The organism is Candidatus Bathyarchaeota archaeon (genome assembly GCA_026014745.1).
Taxonomy (GTDB): domain Archaea; phylum Thermoproteota; class Bathyarchaeia; order Bathyarchaeales; family Bathycorpusculaceae; genus Bathycorpusculum.
In genome coordinates, this window is record JAOZHS010000002.1 from 492,990 (window position 1) to 508,738 (window position 15,749).

A 15,749-nucleotide genomic window follows, 5' to 3' on the forward strand; every position below is an offset into this window, starting at 1 on the left:
ATTAAGAGGATAATTGAATAATGCAGTGTTTGTGAGCTGAATCATAGGCTGCATTGACAAGCTGCAAAACCCTTAAACCGTCAACACCATTTGCAAGCGGCTCACGGTTTTCACGAATTGCAGCTGTAAAGTCCTGCCACTCCAAAAGCCATGAGTGGTCTTCACCTCTAAATTCAGTGACTTCTTCAGTGAAGGGTTTGGAGCAATCTTTTTTGCCAAATACTAAGCGTTCCGTGCCATAACTGCCGCCTAAACCCTCTACCGTTAGGTAGCCCTCGGAGCCGAAAACCTCAAAGGAAAACAGGTTTTTCCATTGACTTAAACTTGCATGGATAGAAGCTATTCTACCTGAGGTTGTTTTTAGAAGGAGAAAACCGTTATCCTCCACCTTTTTTAAATCAGGGATGTAGTTAGCAGTAAAAGCTGCAACTTCGCTAAAATCTCCCAGAAACCATCGGGATAAGTCGATGGCATGCGTGCCTTGATCCATTAATTCGCCGCCGCCCGCCATCGTGGGGTCTGCACGCCACTCTTTGCCGCAGTTAGGACGCGCACCGATGCCGTATCTGCAACGAACAAATTGTGCTTCGCCGATTTCGCCTGCATCAAAAAGTTGTTTGGCTTTAGCGATTGCTGGGTGGAAACGGTGGTTTAAGCCACATTTGAGTTTTACCTTATTGTTTTTTGCGGCATCCACCATTGCCTGACCATCCGAAAGTGAGGTGGCTAAAGGTTTTTCACATAATACGTGTTTGCAGGATTCCATGGCGGCTATGGCGATTTTTGCATGTAAATGTGGAGGAGTGCAAATTACTACGGCGTCTAAATCGTCACGCTTAACGACTTGTTCCCAACCTACGGTGGCTTCGCACGCGCAGGTTTTTGCTAAATCCCCCGCCTGCATCGGCTCCTTAGGGTCAGCGCTTACCACGACAAGCTGGTCTCTTGCGGCGCATATTATTGGGGCTCTTCGGCATCCCTGCAAACCTGAACCAACTAAGCCAACCCTCAAGACAAATCAGCCTCCGCAAAAACCAGGTTTTTTCCCCGTCCAGTTCCCAGATAAGTGAACCCAAACTTCTCTAACATGACTCCGTCAAGCATATTTTGGGGGTCAATTATTATTGGAGTCTTCATGGCGGTTTTGATTTTTGTGAAGTCGAGGTTTTTGAATTCGGGCCATTCGGTTACGAAGATGAGGGCTTGGCTTTGCTGGGCTGCTAAAAGAGGGTCCGAGAAGAACTCGAAGTTGTAGGTTTTTAGTTCCGACAAGTCCGCCTTTGGGTCGTAAGCCTTGATTTTGGCGCCTTCTGCCTCGAGGGTTTTTATGATTTCTAAGGCTACCGAGCGACGCAACGTGCTGGTTCCAGGCTTATAGGTTAACCCGAAAACAGAGAAAGTGAGACCGTCAAGAGAACCAAATAGTTGTTTGAGTTTTACGAGGACTGCTTGGTTTTGTTTTTGGTTAACTCTAAAAACGGCTGTTACCAACTCCATCGGGCAACCATGTTCTGAGCCTACTTTTTGAAGCACCTTAACATCTCGGGCTAAGGTACCTCCGGAAAAGCCCAATCCGGGCTTAAGCAACGCATTTGGTCCAATTCTGCTATCGAGCCGTAAAGCTTGAGCGACCTTCAAGAAGTCGGCGCCGACGCAGTCACAGAGGTTGCCAAGTTCATTGGCGAAACTTATCGATGTTGCGAGAAAGGCGTTTAGGGCATGTTTGGTCATTTCGGCAGATTTTAGGTTCATCCGAATTTTTGGGCAGTTAAGCGGCTTGAATAATTCGGCGACTCGGTCAAGTGTAGCTTGGTTGTCTGCACCCAAAACTAACAGGTCAGGTTTCATGAATCTGGAGATGGCTTGACCTAATCGAAGGTTCTCAGGGACGTAGGCAACTTCAAAATCCAGCAGATGCCGCGCCTGTTTGATTGATTCTTTTATTTGGTTACAAGTTCCAACGGGCACTTGACTACTCAGGATAATGATTGAATGCTCTTGTATCCAAGGCGTTAGAGACCTGATTGTCTGGAAAATGCCGGACAAGTCAACTTCGTCATTTTCATCAACGGGCGTATCATAAGTAATCAAAATAAAAGATGAATCTTTGACTGCGGCTTCTAAATCAGTAGTGTATCTTAGCCGTTTTTGTTGAATATTCTTCGAAATAAGTTCGTCGAGTCCCGGCTCAAAGAGGGGAGGCACGCCCTCATTTAAACGAGAAACTTTTTCAGAGTCTGCATCTACACCGGTTACGTGATAGCCTAATTCGGCTAAGCACGCCGAATATATAGAGCCAAGATGCCAAATACCAACGACACAAACGCTGACGGTCTTCATAGTCAATCAGTTTGTGGTAAATATTTTTTTATGACAGCCATTTGTTGACTGTGCCGTTGGGGTATTAAGCAGAAAAAATCCACGAAGTGAGGAAAAGTTATGAGACGCTCCATTTCGTTGGCGCTTAGACAAGGAACGATAGTGTCTTTACCCAAAAAATATACAGAATAACCATGTTCAGTTAGCAGATTAAACAAGTCTTGAATTGTGAAGCCAAAGTCCTTTAGCCAAGAGGGAAACGCCTCCAGCATCAACATTGGCGGAGAGGGACCTTGCAAAAGTTTTTCCATACCTTGCAACACCAGCATTTCAGCACCTTCCACGTCCATCTTAACAAAATCCACCCTTTCGATGTGGTTGACTTCAACGTAGTTATCTAAAGTTTGCAGGCGGCAATCAAAGGATTGCACAGATTGAGAACGCCAGCAAGCGTAGGTATGGCCAGTTAATGATGCCTCGGTGGTTTCAGAGATAGGCATGTATATTTTTGCGTTTCCTAAATGGTCACTCAGGGCGATTTCGTTTAGAACCACCTGCTTTTTTATTGGAGATTTAGCAACGTTTTGGGACAATTTTTCGAAGGTTTGAGGTACAGGCTCGAAAGCATGGACTTTCCCGTTGGGTCCTACAACGTGAGAAAGGAGGATAGTGAACTCGCCGATGTTTGCGCCAACATCAAACACGATGTCGCCTTCTTTTACGCCGCGTAAGAAAACAGAAATCTGTGTATTCGACTTATGCATCAGGGATAGAGCAGTTTCTAAAATATCAGGTTTGAAGAGGACATTGGGAAAGCGTATCACCAGATAAGTGCTTACTCGTTTCCATATCTGATAAGATATACGCTTGATTTTTAGTGAGGCGTTTATTGGTTTTTTTACAGTTACAGTCAAAAAAACTTCGACACCTAAAGGTGCTGTAGGGTCCATCGGGCGGTTTGTCTAATTGCTTCTTCAGAAGGCACCGACTGCTTCCAACCGTGCTTCTTTATCTTTTCAATGGACAAAACGACTTGAGGATTATCGCCAATCCAGCCGCGATTTCCACCACTGTAGCGACGGGGGACTTTGGTTTTATCTAAACCCAGCTCGTCCATGATAAGGTCTGCGACATGGTCCACACTGGTTTGTTCTTCTAAGCCTAAATTGAAAATGTTGGTTTTGCCATGGGCGCGTCTGTAGCCAATCAAAATGCCTTCCACACAGTCCTTAACATGCAGGTATTCTTTGCTTTGTTTTCCGTCGCCTAAAATTTCGAGTTCGGAGGGGTTATTTTTGAGTTTATGAGTGAAATCCCAGATTACGCCGCGTCTGCAACGTTCACCGATAACGTTTGCGAAACGGAAGGCCCAAAACTTTAGGGGTGCAAACTCTGTGTAGGCTTCAGTGTATGCTTCACAGGCAAGTTTTGAAGCGCCATAAAGCGAGGTTTGGTAGGGGAAATAGGTTTCAGGGGTGGGCCGCAGGGTTGCTTCGCCATAAACCGCGGATGTGGAAGCAAAAACGAGGTCAGAGACGCCGTTCTTTATCATGGCGTCCAAAACGTTGAGGGTTCCGATGAGGTTGTTGTCTAGGTCGGAACGATGGTCAAGAAGGCTTTTTCGGATGTTAGCTTGGGCGGCTAAATGGAACACAACATCGTGTCCGCTGAAAATTCGATTTAAGGCTTCAGCGTCTTTTATGTCAACTTGGTGGACTACCAACCGAGTGTTCCCTGCATGTTGAGCCAGATTTTCCATGCGACCACAGGACATATTGTCAACAACCGTCACCGTGTGACCTTCTTGGAGTAGACGGTCAACAAGGTGGCTACCTATGAATCCTGCGCCGCCTGTCACTACTGCATTCATTTTTTAACCTTCAATCCAGTTTTTTGTAACACGCCTAAGCGTGTAAATGTCAGATAAAGCCACAGTCCGAGGCATATTCTGCCAGTCATCCCAAACTGCACTAATCAGTTTGCCACTCAACCAATCAGACTCTTTAGAAGCAAGAAAAACCGCAAGCGACACCGGTTTCTCCATGGGGGTTCCGCCGGTTGCCTTGATTTTTTGGGCGTTAGCAAGTCCTTCTTTGCCGGCTAATTCGCCAGCAGCTATAACATCATCTTGAAGACTTGTCGCTATACCCCCAGGGGCAATGGCGTTAACTTGTATGTTGTAGTCTTTTAGTTCTTCACTTATGGTTTCAGTGAAACGTACCACAGCCGCCTTGGAGGCTCCATACGCTGAGAAGTTAGGGTGTGGGTTAGCTGCGCCTCCGCCTGACATGTTGATGATTTTTCCCGAACGCTGCTTAATCATAAACGGCAAAACCGATTTGCAGCAAAGAACTGTCCCGATTAGGTTTACGTTAATGGTTGCTATCCATTTGGCGACGTCATTTTTGAATAGGGGACCTATGGGGCCAAACATACCTGCACAGTTCACCAGTACGTCAATTTTAGAAAACCTATCTACAGCAAAATCAACTAAGCTGTTGACGCTGTCAGGGTTTGAGACATCTACTTCTTTTGAAGCAGCTTCTGCGCCTAATGTTTTGATTTGATTAACTGTGTCGTTAAGCTCGGAGCGGGTTCGAGAAGCGACCACGATTTGGGCGCCTTCACGGGCAAACGCTAAAGCAACAGCCTGCCCAATGCCTCTGCCTCCGCCTGTAACTAACGCAACTTTATCTTTAAGCTTCAAGCGTACATTTACCCGAAGCACTGAAGTGTTCGTTGCATGCCCTGTAAGCCTCATGGGTTCCAATGTCCCACAATGGATCTGCCAAAGTATAACCATAAACGGGAACACGCTGATAGAGCCATTCCAAAAAATGCCCCGGCTGATCCATCGGCAAACCCAACGTCAAATACTCGTTAAACAGCTTGCTTATCGACTTTGGAAACATGTAAACAGCGCCGCCTACGAGTAGAGTTTTGGGGTTAGAGGGTTTCTCGGTGAACTCCACGATTTTCCCCTCCTTGTCGAGGGCTACAACCGCACATCTCTTAGCTTCCTCAACATCAGCCACCTCATAGGTAGCTACTACGGGGGCGTTTCTGCGGTAAAAGGCATCTAACATGCCAGTCAAGTCATCGTTGAACATACCATCGCCCGCCAACACCAAAACATCGTCAAGCGGAGAGGACAAAATGATGCTTGAAAGGGCTTTGACAGCGCCAGGTTTTTGCGCCTCGCTCACAGTGTCGTCGGGTACAAGCTCAATGTTAGAGTATCCACGGCTGTCTAGCCAAGCCTGAAACTGCGACTGAAACAGCATGTTGGTAGATAACACAATCTTGCTCAGGGGAGGCTTGAGTGCATCGATTTTTTCGATAATGTAGTCAAGTATGGGTTTACCGGCTATAGGTAGAAGTGCTTTGGGGGTGTTTTGAGTTAGAGGCCAGAGGCGCTTTGCGTATCCTCCAGCAAGAACAATAGCGTACACTAAGCCATCACGGTTAACACTTTTTCGACGGTAGCTTCGGATTTTTTGAATTCAAGCCAAGCTTGGTCAAATTCTTGAATGGTATCTTCGGTTTTCTGGTGGAAGGGCATCTGCAAAAGCACCTTTGGCGTTATGGTTATGATGTCAGCGCCCGCCGCTGCTGCTTGAGCTACATCGTCGGGTGAGCGGATGCTGCCCACGATGATTTTTGTTGGGAGATTGCTTTCTTGGATTATTTTTTTGGACTCTTGGATGACTTTCACTGGGTCGCCGCCGGAATCTCGGACGCGGCAGAAAAAGATGCTGGCGTAAGTTGCGCCTGAAAGAGCGGATAGTAGCACCTGATTGGTGGTTATGAGGCAGGTGATGTTGGTTTTGATTTGGGCATTATGCAGTTTCTTTGCCAAAGTGAGACCGCGGCCGTTGCCAAACATGGGCACTTTGATAACTATGTTTTGGGGATTCCAGCTGGAGTACTCTTTAGCCTCTGCGAGCATGGCTTCGTCAGATTCGTTTGTTTTTGTTACTTCAATGCTAAGGGGCGCATCGATTGCGGAGAGGATTTCTTGGACGCGTTCCTGGAAGTTTACGCCTTTCTCGTTGGAAAAAATCTTCTGATTTGTGGTGACGCCAGAAATGACGCCCCAAGGCAGAAGCTGTTTTATTTCCTCTATATTTGCGGTATCAAGGAATATTTCCATTGTTTAGTCACTTCACTTTTAATAATTTCTGAGGCTTCAAGCAGGCTAGACGCGATTATGTCGGGTTTCGCGTCCATTTCCTCCATGAGCCTACAGCAGTCACATTTTTTTTGTCCAATCAAAATTGATTTACACCCCGCAGCGTTCCCCGCTTGAATGTCAGTTAAGCCATCACCAATCATGTAGCAATTCGAGAGGTCCAAACTGAAGTCTTCAGCAGCCTTGAGGATTAAGCCAGGGCGTGGTTTGCGGCAGTCGCAGATGGTTCGTAATTCGGGGTCTTTTGCTTTGGGGTGATGCAGACAGTAATATTCCGCGTCTACGAAGGCATGTTGCTTTTCGAGAAGATGCTTCATTTTTTGGCAGATTTTATCAAAAAGTTCCAGCGTTGTTTTACCTTTAGCGATTGCAGGCTGGTTAGATACCACTATAACTTTGATGCCTAACTCGTTGAAGGCGCGGATAGCTTGGGCTGCGCCAGGGATGAGTTTGTAGCTTGCGGGGTTTAGAGGTGAATCTATTAAACCGTACTCGGGGAAAAAGACGAGTTGATTAATTACGCCGTCTCTGTCTAGAAAAACTGCGTCAATCATTCATTTTCCGACTCTATTACTTCGCACGTTTCAAAAATGGTGTGTTCGATGCCTGACTGCGTTAAGTAATTCTTGATGACGCCCCGCACCCGTGACGCTTCGTTATCGGCGCTGTCTACCCAAACAATTATGCGTTTCATGCCGAAGAACTCCGTGAGATATTTTCTCGAAGACCTGCACACATCAGATGGGTAAGGACAGCATGGAAGCCTTCAACTTGAGGGGTAGAATTTACGGGGGCAACAATACAGGCGTCTGCAATCTGCTTAAGAACGCCGCCATCAAATCCAGCGAGAGCGATGACTTTGCCGCCGTTGTCCTGTACCAGTTTGGCAGCTTTTAGCAGGTTCTGGGACCACAGTCCTGCTTTGTCTGCGCCTGAACCACCGTGAACGCTAAGGACAATGAATAGGTCGCCGTTATTGAGGAGATTTTTTAATTGCTCTGAGTAAACGTTTTCCCATCCTAAGTCGTTCGTTAACGCCGAAACTAAAGGGATGTTATCGTTTAGGCAGATGACTCTAAAGCGCGGTTTACCTTCGACACAGGTGAATTTGGCGAGGTCGCATGCGAAATGTGTAGCAGTGGAAGCTGAGCCGCCGTTGCCTGCGATGAAAACCTGTTTGCCTGCCTTCCATGTGTCATAGAGGATATTGATCGCGTTGTTTATGTCTTGTAGGGATATGTGGTCGGTGACAACTCGGGTTTCTTGGAGATAATTTCGAATAAATTCTTCACTCAGTTCTATACACCTCTAAAGATGGAGAGATATTTTTGAGCCATCAGGTTCAAAACAGAAAGCAACTTCCCGTAAGCCTTCCTTCGCCATGGCTTTGCGCAGTTTGTCGCGTCCATTCTCGCAATAAAACATCAAAAAGCCTCCGCCGCCTGCACCCATAAGTTTCCCGCCTAAGGCACCGTTTTCAAGACCCCGTGTATACCATTTGTCTATGGCGTTGTTAGAAATCGTGTTTGAAGTTTGTTTTTTAACCAGCCAGTGCTCATGTTGTAGCCTGCCGAACTCGGTTATGTCTCCTTTTTCGAGCGATTTTTTTACTTTGAAGCCGATTTCTTTGATTTGATGCATCGCCTCAAGTTCTTTTGAGCCGTCTTTTTTGACCGCAAAGCCTTGCTCGCATAACACTGTAGAGGAACTGCGTTTGATTCCGGTGTAGAAGAAGACCAAGTTGTTTTCGAGTTCCCGGATTGCTTCATCGGGGATGCTAAGCGGAGAAACCACAACTTGTCCGCTGGGTTTTATGTCAAGGCAGATGAATCCGCCAAATGTTGCAATGAAGGTGTCTTGGAAGCCGCAGGGTTCTTTTAGAATCTCCATCTGTAAACGGCAGGCTTCCTCAGCTAACATCTGTCGAGTTAAATGCTCGTCTTTGTACATGTGAAGCGCATGCAGAAGCCCCACTGTAAAGCTGCTAGAAGACCCTAATCCCGTTTCAGCAGGCAGTTCAGCAATAGAGATTATTTCCAAGTTGCTTTTTAGTTGTAGCATCTGGAGGGCTTCGCGGATAACGGGGTGCTTGATGTTTGTTATGGGTGACACGATTTCAGTTATGGAATAGCTTGCGCGGATGGGTTCTTCGAATCGTTGGTTAATCACTAGGTAAATGTATTTGTTTATAGCTGAGGTTACCACGAATCCACCATAATTTGAGCTGTACGATGGCAAATCGGTTCCGCCGCCGCCTAATGTTAATCGAAGAGGGGTTTTGCTTACAATCAAAAATTACACCTTTAGCCGCAAGGTTTTGTGGGGTCTCATCGCGGAGTTGAGGAGATTAGAATGAAGAGTTCTCCCGCTCGACCCTTTCACACCATGTTATAGTAATGGTAGAATGTTTTGCGACTGAAAATCAGATGATTGGTTTAGAGGTGAAGGTTGTGATGTTCCAGTTTGGTTTATCGATAGATACCGGATGAAACAGGTGTCTTTTGCCCATTTAGAAGCAGTTCTATTGCCCCAGTCTTCTGCGATTTTGCTTATTTTTTGTGCTAAGGGTCGCCCATAAGTGTGCATTCGGTATGTAAGGGGGCTGATTAAGCCGCGGATGCCTCCGATAGCGGGTAGCAGTTTTTGCGTATACTGGGTTAGTATTTTTAGAAGCAGGGTGCTTTGGATTTTGTCCACGGTTTGGATTACTGCATCAATAAAGCGGCGCTTATCTAAGCTTAGGATACGATACCACGAATTGTGGCTTCGCAAAGATTTCCGTTTGAGGGTGGATAAAAATTTTCGTCCACCGGCACGTATCATAGCAAAGATGCCGCAATCCAGTTTTCCTTTTCCATACTCCAATGTGGATTTTTCTGAAAACGCAAGGGATTTAGCCATTATTAAACCTCTTTTTTGTTATCGGGAGTTTTTGTTTGATTTTCCAGTCGCTCAAGGATGCTTGTGCAGACGTTTAGGCAGTTTTCGCAGAGGTTGAATCCGTATTTGAGGAGCAGAATTTTTTTAGTTTCTTTGCAGATGTCGCATTTCCCGATTTGTGTGCCGATGAGTAAAATATGTTCGGGCTCAGGGTCGCTTTGGGCAGCGACTTCGTAGGTGGAAGTTTTGGTCACGCAGAAACACCTTGTTTCAGCTTGAATTTGACCCAGAATGCAATGCGGGGTCTAATTCGTTGATATTTTTTAGAAAGCAAAGTCCGCGGTTGAGCAGGGTTCTCCAAATTATATTCTCCTACGATTTACGGCAGACAAACAGTGAATATTTGTCTGCTACCTATATTAAACTTCTCATCAAAACAAGAAACGAATAAACTCAAATCAACCGCTGCAAAATCACCCGAAGATGACAAAAACAGGCAGAATGCGATTCATTTATTTTTCACACCGAGAATCTATCCAACCCAGAGACCAAACCATGCCAGATAACAAAGAAAAAATCACGATGCTCCACGGCGCAGGCGGCACAGTAATGCATGACCTCGTCAAAAACTACGTCGTCAAAGCCTTCGGCGGCATAGGAAACGCAGAAGTGCCCCTAGAAGCCATGGATGACGCGGCAGTGGTTGGCGACACCGTAATAAAAAGCGACAGCCACGCCGTAAAACCCATCTTCTTCCCCGGCGGCGACATTGGACGCATCGCCATATCCGGCACCGTCAACGACATAGCAGCAGTCGGCGCCCAACCCTTCGCTTTAGCCTGCGGATTAATCCTTGAAGAAGGCTTGCTCATTTCTGATTTTGAACGCATCCTTGCCAGCATGCGACAAACCTGCCTTGAAGCCGACGTTGGCATTGTCACTGGCGACACCAAAGTCGTAGAGAAAGGCGCACTTGGCGGCTGCGTCATGAATGTTTCAGGCATTGGCAAACGCACCCCCGCCTTAGAACACAACCTAAGCGTTGCTAGACAGTATCGCAGCGTCGCGGCTCGATGGACCTTAGACTCTAACCTTGCGGCAGGCGATAAAATCATACTCACTGGCGCCATAGCAGACCACGGCTTAGCCGTCCTATCCGCGCAGCAGGGATTATCGTTTGCTAGCAAAATAGAATCCGACGTAAAACCCCTCAACCGCATGATACAGAAACTATTCGCCGAAGTCGGAGGCGTAGTCGCAGTAAAAGACCCCACTCGAGGCGGCTTAGCGGATGCCAGCAACGAGTGGACAGAGAAATCCAAAGTTGGCATCCTAATCCACGAAGACAAAGTCCCCATTCACCCAGATGTGCAGACAGCCTGTGACATGCTCGGATTAGACCCCCTAGAAGTGGGAAATGAAGGCAAATACATCATAGGCGTCGTCGCAGAGAAAGCTCAAGAAGCCTTGGCGTTTCTTAAACAGACCCCTGAGGGCAAAGAAGCACAGATAATCGGAGAAGCCACCAAAGAGTTCCGGGGCGTAGCCATGCAGACAGTTGTTGGTGGCAAACGTATCATTGCGCGTCCAGTCGGCGACCCCGTCCCAAGAATCTGCTAAGCAACCGAAAGCAGTTATGAAAGCTTCCTTTTGCCCTAAGATCTTGGTCTTGTGGAGAAAAAATCAGGCTATACATGCATTCACACTCACACTGCGGCGGCTTCAACATAAAACTATGTTAAGCGTGTGGTAAAATATGGTTACTCCACACCCAAACAGACGCAGAAACACGCCGCAAACCCAAAAAGCAGCCGCAGACGCAATCCATCTTGTAAAATTTTTAAAATCGCCACACCCACACAAAGAGGCAAAAACGAAAAATCGATCTACTGCTAGAGGGGGGATTTGGATTAAACAGTTGCGGCATTTTTTGCCCAGACACGGCAAGTACCTTCGCTACTAACCATGCAAGCACCTACGGGTTTTTGCGGTGTGCATTCTTTGAGGAAGAGGGGGCATTGGTTGGGTTTGATTTTTCCGATTATGACGCGGTGACATTGGCAGCCCGTCTGGAGGTCTCTGCCGTGCTCGACGTGAACGTCATATTTGAGGCGAGCGTCGTACTGGGAGAGGGTTGGGCGGAGTTTTAGGGCAGAGTTGGCGAGGTTACCGATGCCGCGCCAGTTGCCGTCAGCTACGGTGAAGGCTTTCTTTATCATTTCTAGGGCTTTGGGGTTGCCTTCGGGTTTAACGACGCGTGGATACTCGTTTTCGAGTCTAGCGTCTGTTTCGCTGACCTGTTTTAGAATCATGTAGACGGCCATTAAGACGTCGAGGGGTTCGAACCCTGCCACAACCACGGGCATCCGATACTCCCGTGTGAACAACTCATAAGGTTTTAAACCCGTGATGGCACTGACGTGTCCAGGCGCGATGAAGCCGTCGATTTGGAGGTCATCAATACCGAGCAGCAGCTCCATGGCAGGCGGGATTAGGCGGTGACAAATCAAAAAACTAAAGTTGCTTGGCAAATCACCTAACGCTTCAACCGCGGTGGATGGCGCAGTGGTTTCAAATCCGACTGCGAAAAACACGAATTCCTTGTCAGGTTCAGCCTTCGCCATTGCTACGGCGTCGGAGGTTGCGTAGACCACTCGGACATCGGCGCCGGTTGCTTTTGCTTCTATGAGGGAGGATTCGCTGCCTGGCACGCGTAAGACGTCGCCGAAGCAGGTGATGACTTTGCCTTGTTTTGCGAGTTGTACGGCTTCGTCGATTTCTGATGCGGGGATGACGCAGACGGGGCAGCCAGGTCCCGCGATGACTTCGACGTTTGAGGGTAGAAGGCTGCGTAGACCGTAGTGGGTTATGGTCCATTCGTGTGTTCCACAGACGTGGCAGATTTTAACTTCGCCCATTTTGGAGGCTAAAGTTTTGATTCTTCGGGCTATGGTTTGTGCGAGGTCGGGGTTTCGGAATCGAAGGTCTACAGCCACAGGATTCGCCTTGCCTATTCTTGTCCTTTGGCTAAAATGTCATTCCAGAGGCTGAGGGTTTCTTTGGCGTCGTTTTCTTCGATTAGCTGAATGGCGTATCCTGCGTGTACCAGCACGTAATCGCCGACTTTAACGTTTACCAGCGAAATGTTGACCTCGCGCAGTACACCCTGTCCGAAGTCCACGTGGGCTTTGTCGCCGCTTAAGTCCATAACTTTGGCGGGAATAGCTAAACACATAATTATCAGTCTATAAAAGACGTATTTTGTGCGATAAAAACAGATTGGTCAAAAACCACAGAATCCTCCAACAACCGCCTGACCAAACGCGACGCCCCCGTCGCCCGCCGGAACCGCCTCATGAACCACAAACCGCAACCCCGACGCCTCCACTACACCACGAATTTGCTGGGCAAGAAGCAGATTGCAGGCTGCGCCGCCTGTGAAACCCACAGTTTTGATGCCTTGAGCTTGTGCGTTTTGGACTGCGATGGTAGCGAGCCCTTTTGCGAGGTAGGCGTGGGCAGAGTAGGCTAAGTCTGCTGTGAAGAGTTTGCTTTTGTTTTCATAGATTGCCCTTATCAGGTTGGTGGTTTGTAGTACGTCACCTTGCAGGACAGGAGCAAGTTTGAGGGCGTCTTTGCCGCCTAAAGCCGTTGATTCGAGCTTCATGGCTGGTTCCCCCTCGTAGCTTCGCGCAAAACAAACCCCTAACACAGCAGCAACGGCGTCCAAAACCCGTCCGCAACTGGTGGTTTCCACGGCACCTAACCCTTTTTGAAGTTGATCGAGGATGAGTTGGGCTTCGATTTCTCCATGGGGCAAGTGACTGCTGTTGCCTATCAGCCATGCTCCGATGTCTATGCCTGCTTTGTTGAGTATGGCTGCGGCAATGCGCAGAGGGTAGCGGCTGGCTAAGTCTCCGCCCAAAAGCGGCTGCGCCTCAAGATGCCCCAACCGCCCAAAACCTGCTTCGCCGCAGACACATTGGAGAACTTCGCCGCCCCAAGCCCCGCCGTCTGAGCCGTAACCGTAACCGTCACAGACAACCGCAACGACCTCGTCTAAACCGTGTTCCGCCATCAACGCCGCCGCATGAGCATGATGATGTTGCACCTGAATCAGCGGCAACCCAGCGGCTTGCGCCATTTCCTTTGCCATCGCGGTAGTGTTGAATTTGGGGTGCAAATCGCAGGCGACGGCTTGGGGTTTGCTGTTGGTTAAATGTTGAAGGTGACGTGTTGCTTCGGCGAGGAAGGTCTGGGTTTCAAGGTTTTCGACGTCGCCGATGTGTTGGCTCAAAAACGCCTTGTCGTCGAGGAGTATGCAACTGGTGTTGTTGAGTTCGCCGCCTAAAGCGAAAACAGTGCGTTTTGAGGGGTTTTTGAGTTTTATGGGTGTAGGGGCGTAGCCGCGGCTTCTGCGCAGAAACACCTGCTGTTCGCCGTGGGTGCGCATGACGGTGTCGTCGCATCGTTGGGCGATTTGGCGGTTATGAAACAAGAAATAATCGGCTGTGCCGCCAAGTATGCGGAGGGCTTCGGCGTTGTCTTTGACGATGGGTTGGTTAGCGGGATTAGCGCTGGTCATAACAAACGCTGAGTCAGCAACTTCGTCAAAGAGCATGTAGTGGAGCCCCGTGTAGGGGAGCATGACGCCGACGTTATGGAGGTGGGGCGCTACTAGCGGCGAGAGGTTGTATGAGTCGTTTTTGTTTAGGAGGACGATGGGACGTTGGGGGCTTGTAAGAAGTTCTTTCTCTTTTGGGGAAACATCCGCGAAGGCTTCGACGGCTTGGAGGCTTCTTGCCATGAGCGCGAAGGGTTTTTCGCTGCGATGCTTGGTTTGTCTAAGCCGCTGCAGGGGCTCCTCGAGCACGGTTGAAGCCGCGAGATGGAAGCCACCATAGCCTTTCACCGCGACTATGCTGCCTTCGGAGAGGAGCGTGCCCGCGAGGCGTATTGGGTCACAGGAGTCTACAGGCCGCCCCGTATTAGTGGTAAGGTACACTTTGGGTCCACAGGTGGAGCATGCCACGGTTTCGGCGTGGAAGCGTCTGTTAGCTGGATTCTCATATTCTCTTTGGCAGAAGCCGCATAGCGGGAACTCTTTCATGGTGGTGTTTTCGCGGTCGTAGGGCAAGTGTTCGATGATTGTGAATCGTGGACCGCAGTCGGTGCAGGTTATGAAGAAGTAGTCGTATCGGTGGTCTTTGGGGTCGCGGAGTTCTTTTAGGCATTGGTTACAGATGGCACCGTCAGCGGGGATAACAGAACCCGATTGTTTAGCGGTGCTGCTGCTTTGGTGAATTGCAAATGTGTGATATTGGTTGGGTCCTGAAAGTTCGGTGCGGTTTACGTGTTCGATTTGGGCTAGCGGCGGCTTAAGAGAGGTCAAATCCGTCATGAAACTCTCAACACTTCGCAGGGTGCCTTCTAAGAGCACTTCTACACCTGCGTCGCCGAGGTTGCGCACGTAACCTGTCAAACCATTTTTGACGGCGATACGGTAGATGAAGGGACGAAAGCCGACGCCTTGCACGATACCTGTGATGCCGAGTTTAACACGCAAAGCCTAAACCTTAGCTATCTGTGGGTCAAGTTTTTCTCTTATACATTTCGAAATTCCCCGAGAACCACAAGGGGGCGTTCTATGCGCAGTATTAAATAGAATAGCAGCAAATAACAAGCTTGAGTGTACCTCAACCATGGGAGCATTAGAAGAGATATTTGCGTTCCTTACTGGTGGAAGCATCGGCGGTCTAACACCGATTATCTTTATGATTATTCCCTTGATTGTCGGCTTAATCATTGGATACCTCGTGCATAAGTTCCTAAAAATCGCCGTCATAATCGCCGTTATCAGTGCAATCGCCATTTACTTTGGCTTCCTAAACATCAACACCGCCGCTATGGCTCAACTTGTCGACCAGTATGGACCAATGGTGGTTCAGTATGGAACACTGTTGATAGGCTTACTGCCGTTAAGCATCGGATTAATCGTAGGCCTAGCAGTGGGGTTCCTGCTCGCAAAATAAACCAACCAACCCCTCTTCTTTTTTAACCAGCAAAAGAGTAGTCAGGCTATTTTTTTGGGGGAAAAGGGGTAGCTTTAAAATACAAAGCCATACCTTTGAGCAGTCATGAAAGCCGTGACGTTTGCAGTTGCATTCATCCTAACCATATGCCTAGTCATCGCAGGCGTCATACTCTACCCCGAAATGTTTGGGCAAGCGGTCACGTCAAATAACGAGTTTGTATTTGCCATGTTTTTGGGACCATTCTGTATGCTACTCGTTTTGGGGTGGATAGGCGAAAAACTTGTTCTGCGGGTTTTAAAGAAAGAGTAACGGATCCTCTAACA

At 48.1% G+C, this 15,749-nt stretch carries 20 protein-coding genes; 5 read left to right on the top strand and 15 right to left on the bottom strand.

The window, feature by feature from the left end; all coding sequences use genetic code 11:
* Position 1: 1 nt before the first annotated feature.
* Genes NWE92_09235 through NWE92_09275 form a run of 9 tightly spaced genes read right to left on the bottom strand, consistent with a single transcriptional unit; the run spans position 2 to position 7,205 of the window.
* Complete coding sequence (locus tag NWE92_09235; GenBank protein MCW4029811.1) at positions 2 to 1,012, bottom strand: Gfo/Idh/MocA family oxidoreductase; 1,011 nt, start codon at positions 1,010 to 1,012, stop codon at positions 2 to 4.
* On the bottom strand, positions 1,009 to 2,340 hold the full coding sequence (locus NWE92_09240) for a nucleotide sugar dehydrogenase (protein MCW4029812.1): 1,332 nt from the start codon (positions 2,338 to 2,340) through the stop codon (positions 1,009 to 1,011). Before NWE92_09240 ends, NWE92_09235 begins: the two co-directional genes overlap by 4 nt.
* 2 nt (positions 2,341 to 2,342) lie before the next feature.
* Entirely contained in the window at positions 2,343 to 3,233 is an 891-nt protein-coding gene (locus NWE92_09245; GenBank protein ID MCW4029813.1) for an FkbM family methyltransferase, read from the bottom strand.
* 14 nt (positions 3,234 to 3,247) lie between these two features.
* On the bottom strand, positions 3,248 to 4,189 hold the full coding sequence (locus NWE92_09250) for an SDR family NAD(P)-dependent oxidoreductase (GenBank protein ID MCW4029814.1): 942 nt from the start codon (positions 4,187 to 4,189) through the stop codon (positions 3,248 to 3,250).
* A gap of 3 nt (positions 4,190 to 4,192) precedes the next feature.
* Entirely contained in the window at positions 4,193 to 5,026 is an 834-nt protein-coding gene (locus NWE92_09255; protein MCW4029815.1) for an SDR family oxidoreductase, read from the bottom strand.
* Complete coding sequence (locus NWE92_09260) at positions 5,016 to 5,771, bottom strand: nucleotidyltransferase family protein (GenBank protein ID MCW4029816.1); 756 nt, start codon at positions 5,769 to 5,771, stop codon at positions 5,016 to 5,018. The genes NWE92_09255 and NWE92_09260 overlap by 11 nt, the downstream gene beginning before the upstream one ends.
* Positions 5,771 to 6,472 carry a hypothetical protein gene (locus NWE92_09265; GenBank protein MCW4029817.1) on the bottom strand — a complete coding sequence of 234 codons (702 nt, stop codon included), beginning with the start codon at positions 6,470 to 6,472 and terminating at the stop codon, positions 5,771 to 5,773. The genes NWE92_09260 and NWE92_09265 overlap by 1 nt, the downstream gene beginning before the upstream one ends.
* Positions 6,442 to 7,065, bottom strand: a complete 624-nt coding sequence (locus tag NWE92_09270) for an HAD family hydrolase (protein MCW4029818.1) — start codon at positions 7,063 to 7,065, stop codon at positions 6,442 to 6,444. The genes NWE92_09265 and NWE92_09270 overlap by 31 nt, the downstream gene beginning before the upstream one ends.
* Entirely contained in the window at positions 7,062 to 7,205 is a 144-nt protein-coding gene (locus NWE92_09275) for a hypothetical protein (GenBank protein ID MCW4029819.1), read from the bottom strand. The genes NWE92_09270 and NWE92_09275 overlap by 4 nt, the downstream gene beginning before the upstream one ends.
* 47 nt (positions 7,206 to 7,252) lie before the next feature.
* On the opposite strand from NWE92_09275, the gene NWE92_09280 reads away from it, so the two are divergent.
* Positions 7,253 to 7,408 (top strand): hypothetical protein, encoded by a 156-nt coding sequence (locus NWE92_09280; protein ID MCW4029820.1) that lies wholly within the window; start codon positions 7,253 to 7,255, stop codon positions 7,406 to 7,408.
* A 172-nt stretch (positions 7,409 to 7,580) separates the two neighbouring features.
* A complete protein-coding gene (locus NWE92_09285; protein ID MCW4029821.1) occupies positions 7,581 to 7,712 on the top strand; it encodes a hypothetical protein in 132 nt (43 codons plus the stop codon).
* A 107-nt stretch (positions 7,713 to 7,819) separates the two neighbouring features.
* Here the strand turns inward: NWE92_09285 and NWE92_09290 are convergent, their stop codons facing one another.
* From NWE92_09290 to NWE92_09300, 3 genes are all read right to left on the bottom strand, one after another.
* The gene (locus NWE92_09290; protein ID MCW4029822.1) at positions 7,820 to 8,803 is read right to left on the bottom strand and encodes a galactokinase; all 984 of its coding nucleotides are present in this window, start codon (positions 8,801 to 8,803) and stop codon (positions 7,820 to 7,822) included.
* A 96-nt stretch (positions 8,804 to 8,899) separates the two neighbouring features.
* Complete coding sequence (locus NWE92_09295; GenBank protein MCW4029823.1) at positions 8,900 to 9,412, bottom strand: hypothetical protein; 513 nt, start codon at positions 9,410 to 9,412, stop codon at positions 8,900 to 8,902.
* A gap of 2 nt (positions 9,413 to 9,414) precedes the next feature.
* Positions 9,415 to 9,645, bottom strand: a complete 231-nt coding sequence (locus NWE92_09300) for a hypothetical protein (protein ID MCW4029824.1) — start codon at positions 9,643 to 9,645, stop codon at positions 9,415 to 9,417.
* A 301-nt stretch (positions 9,646 to 9,946) separates the two neighbouring features.
* Here NWE92_09300 and hypE point away from each other — a divergent pair, with 301 nt between their 5' ends.
* Positions 9,947 to 11,011 carry a hydrogenase expression/formation protein HypE gene (gene hypE, locus NWE92_09305; GenBank protein ID MCW4029825.1) on the top strand — a complete coding sequence of 355 codons (1,065 nt, stop codon included), beginning with the start codon at positions 9,947 to 9,949 and terminating at the stop codon, positions 11,009 to 11,011.
* A 290-nt stretch (positions 11,012 to 11,301) separates the two neighbouring features.
* Here the strand turns inward: hypE and hypD are convergent, their stop codons facing one another.
* Genes hypD through hypF form a run of 3 tightly spaced genes read right to left on the bottom strand, consistent with a single transcriptional unit; the run spans position 11,302 to position 14,957 of the window.
* Positions 11,302 to 12,342, bottom strand: coding sequence for a hydrogenase formation protein HypD (hypD, locus tag NWE92_09310; GenBank protein ID MCW4029826.1), 1,041 nt, complete (start codon positions 12,340 to 12,342; stop codon positions 11,302 to 11,304).
* Between the two features lie 59 nt (positions 12,343 to 12,401).
* The gene (locus NWE92_09315) at positions 12,402 to 12,626 is read right to left on the bottom strand and encodes a HypC/HybG/HupF family hydrogenase formation chaperone (GenBank protein MCW4029827.1); all 225 of its coding nucleotides are present in this window, start codon (positions 12,624 to 12,626) and stop codon (positions 12,402 to 12,404) included.
* 48 nt (positions 12,627 to 12,674) lie between these two features.
* Positions 12,675 to 14,957, bottom strand: a complete 2,283-nt coding sequence (hypF, locus tag NWE92_09320) for a carbamoyltransferase HypF (protein MCW4029828.1) — start codon at positions 14,955 to 14,957, stop codon at positions 12,675 to 12,677.
* 136 nt (positions 14,958 to 15,093) lie between these two features.
* Between hypF and NWE92_09325 the strand changes: the two genes are divergently transcribed.
* Together NWE92_09325 and NWE92_09330 are read left to right on the top strand one after the other, a co-directional pair.
* Entirely contained in the window at positions 15,094 to 15,423 is a 330-nt protein-coding gene (locus NWE92_09325) for a YhcB family protein (protein MCW4029829.1), read from the top strand.
* Between the two features lie 105 nt (positions 15,424 to 15,528).
* Positions 15,529 to 15,735: a hypothetical protein gene (locus NWE92_09330; GenBank protein ID MCW4029830.1), complete on the top strand. Its 207-nt coding sequence runs from the start codon at positions 15,529 to 15,531 to the stop codon at positions 15,733 to 15,735.
* Positions 15,736 to 15,749: the final 14 nt, after the last annotated feature.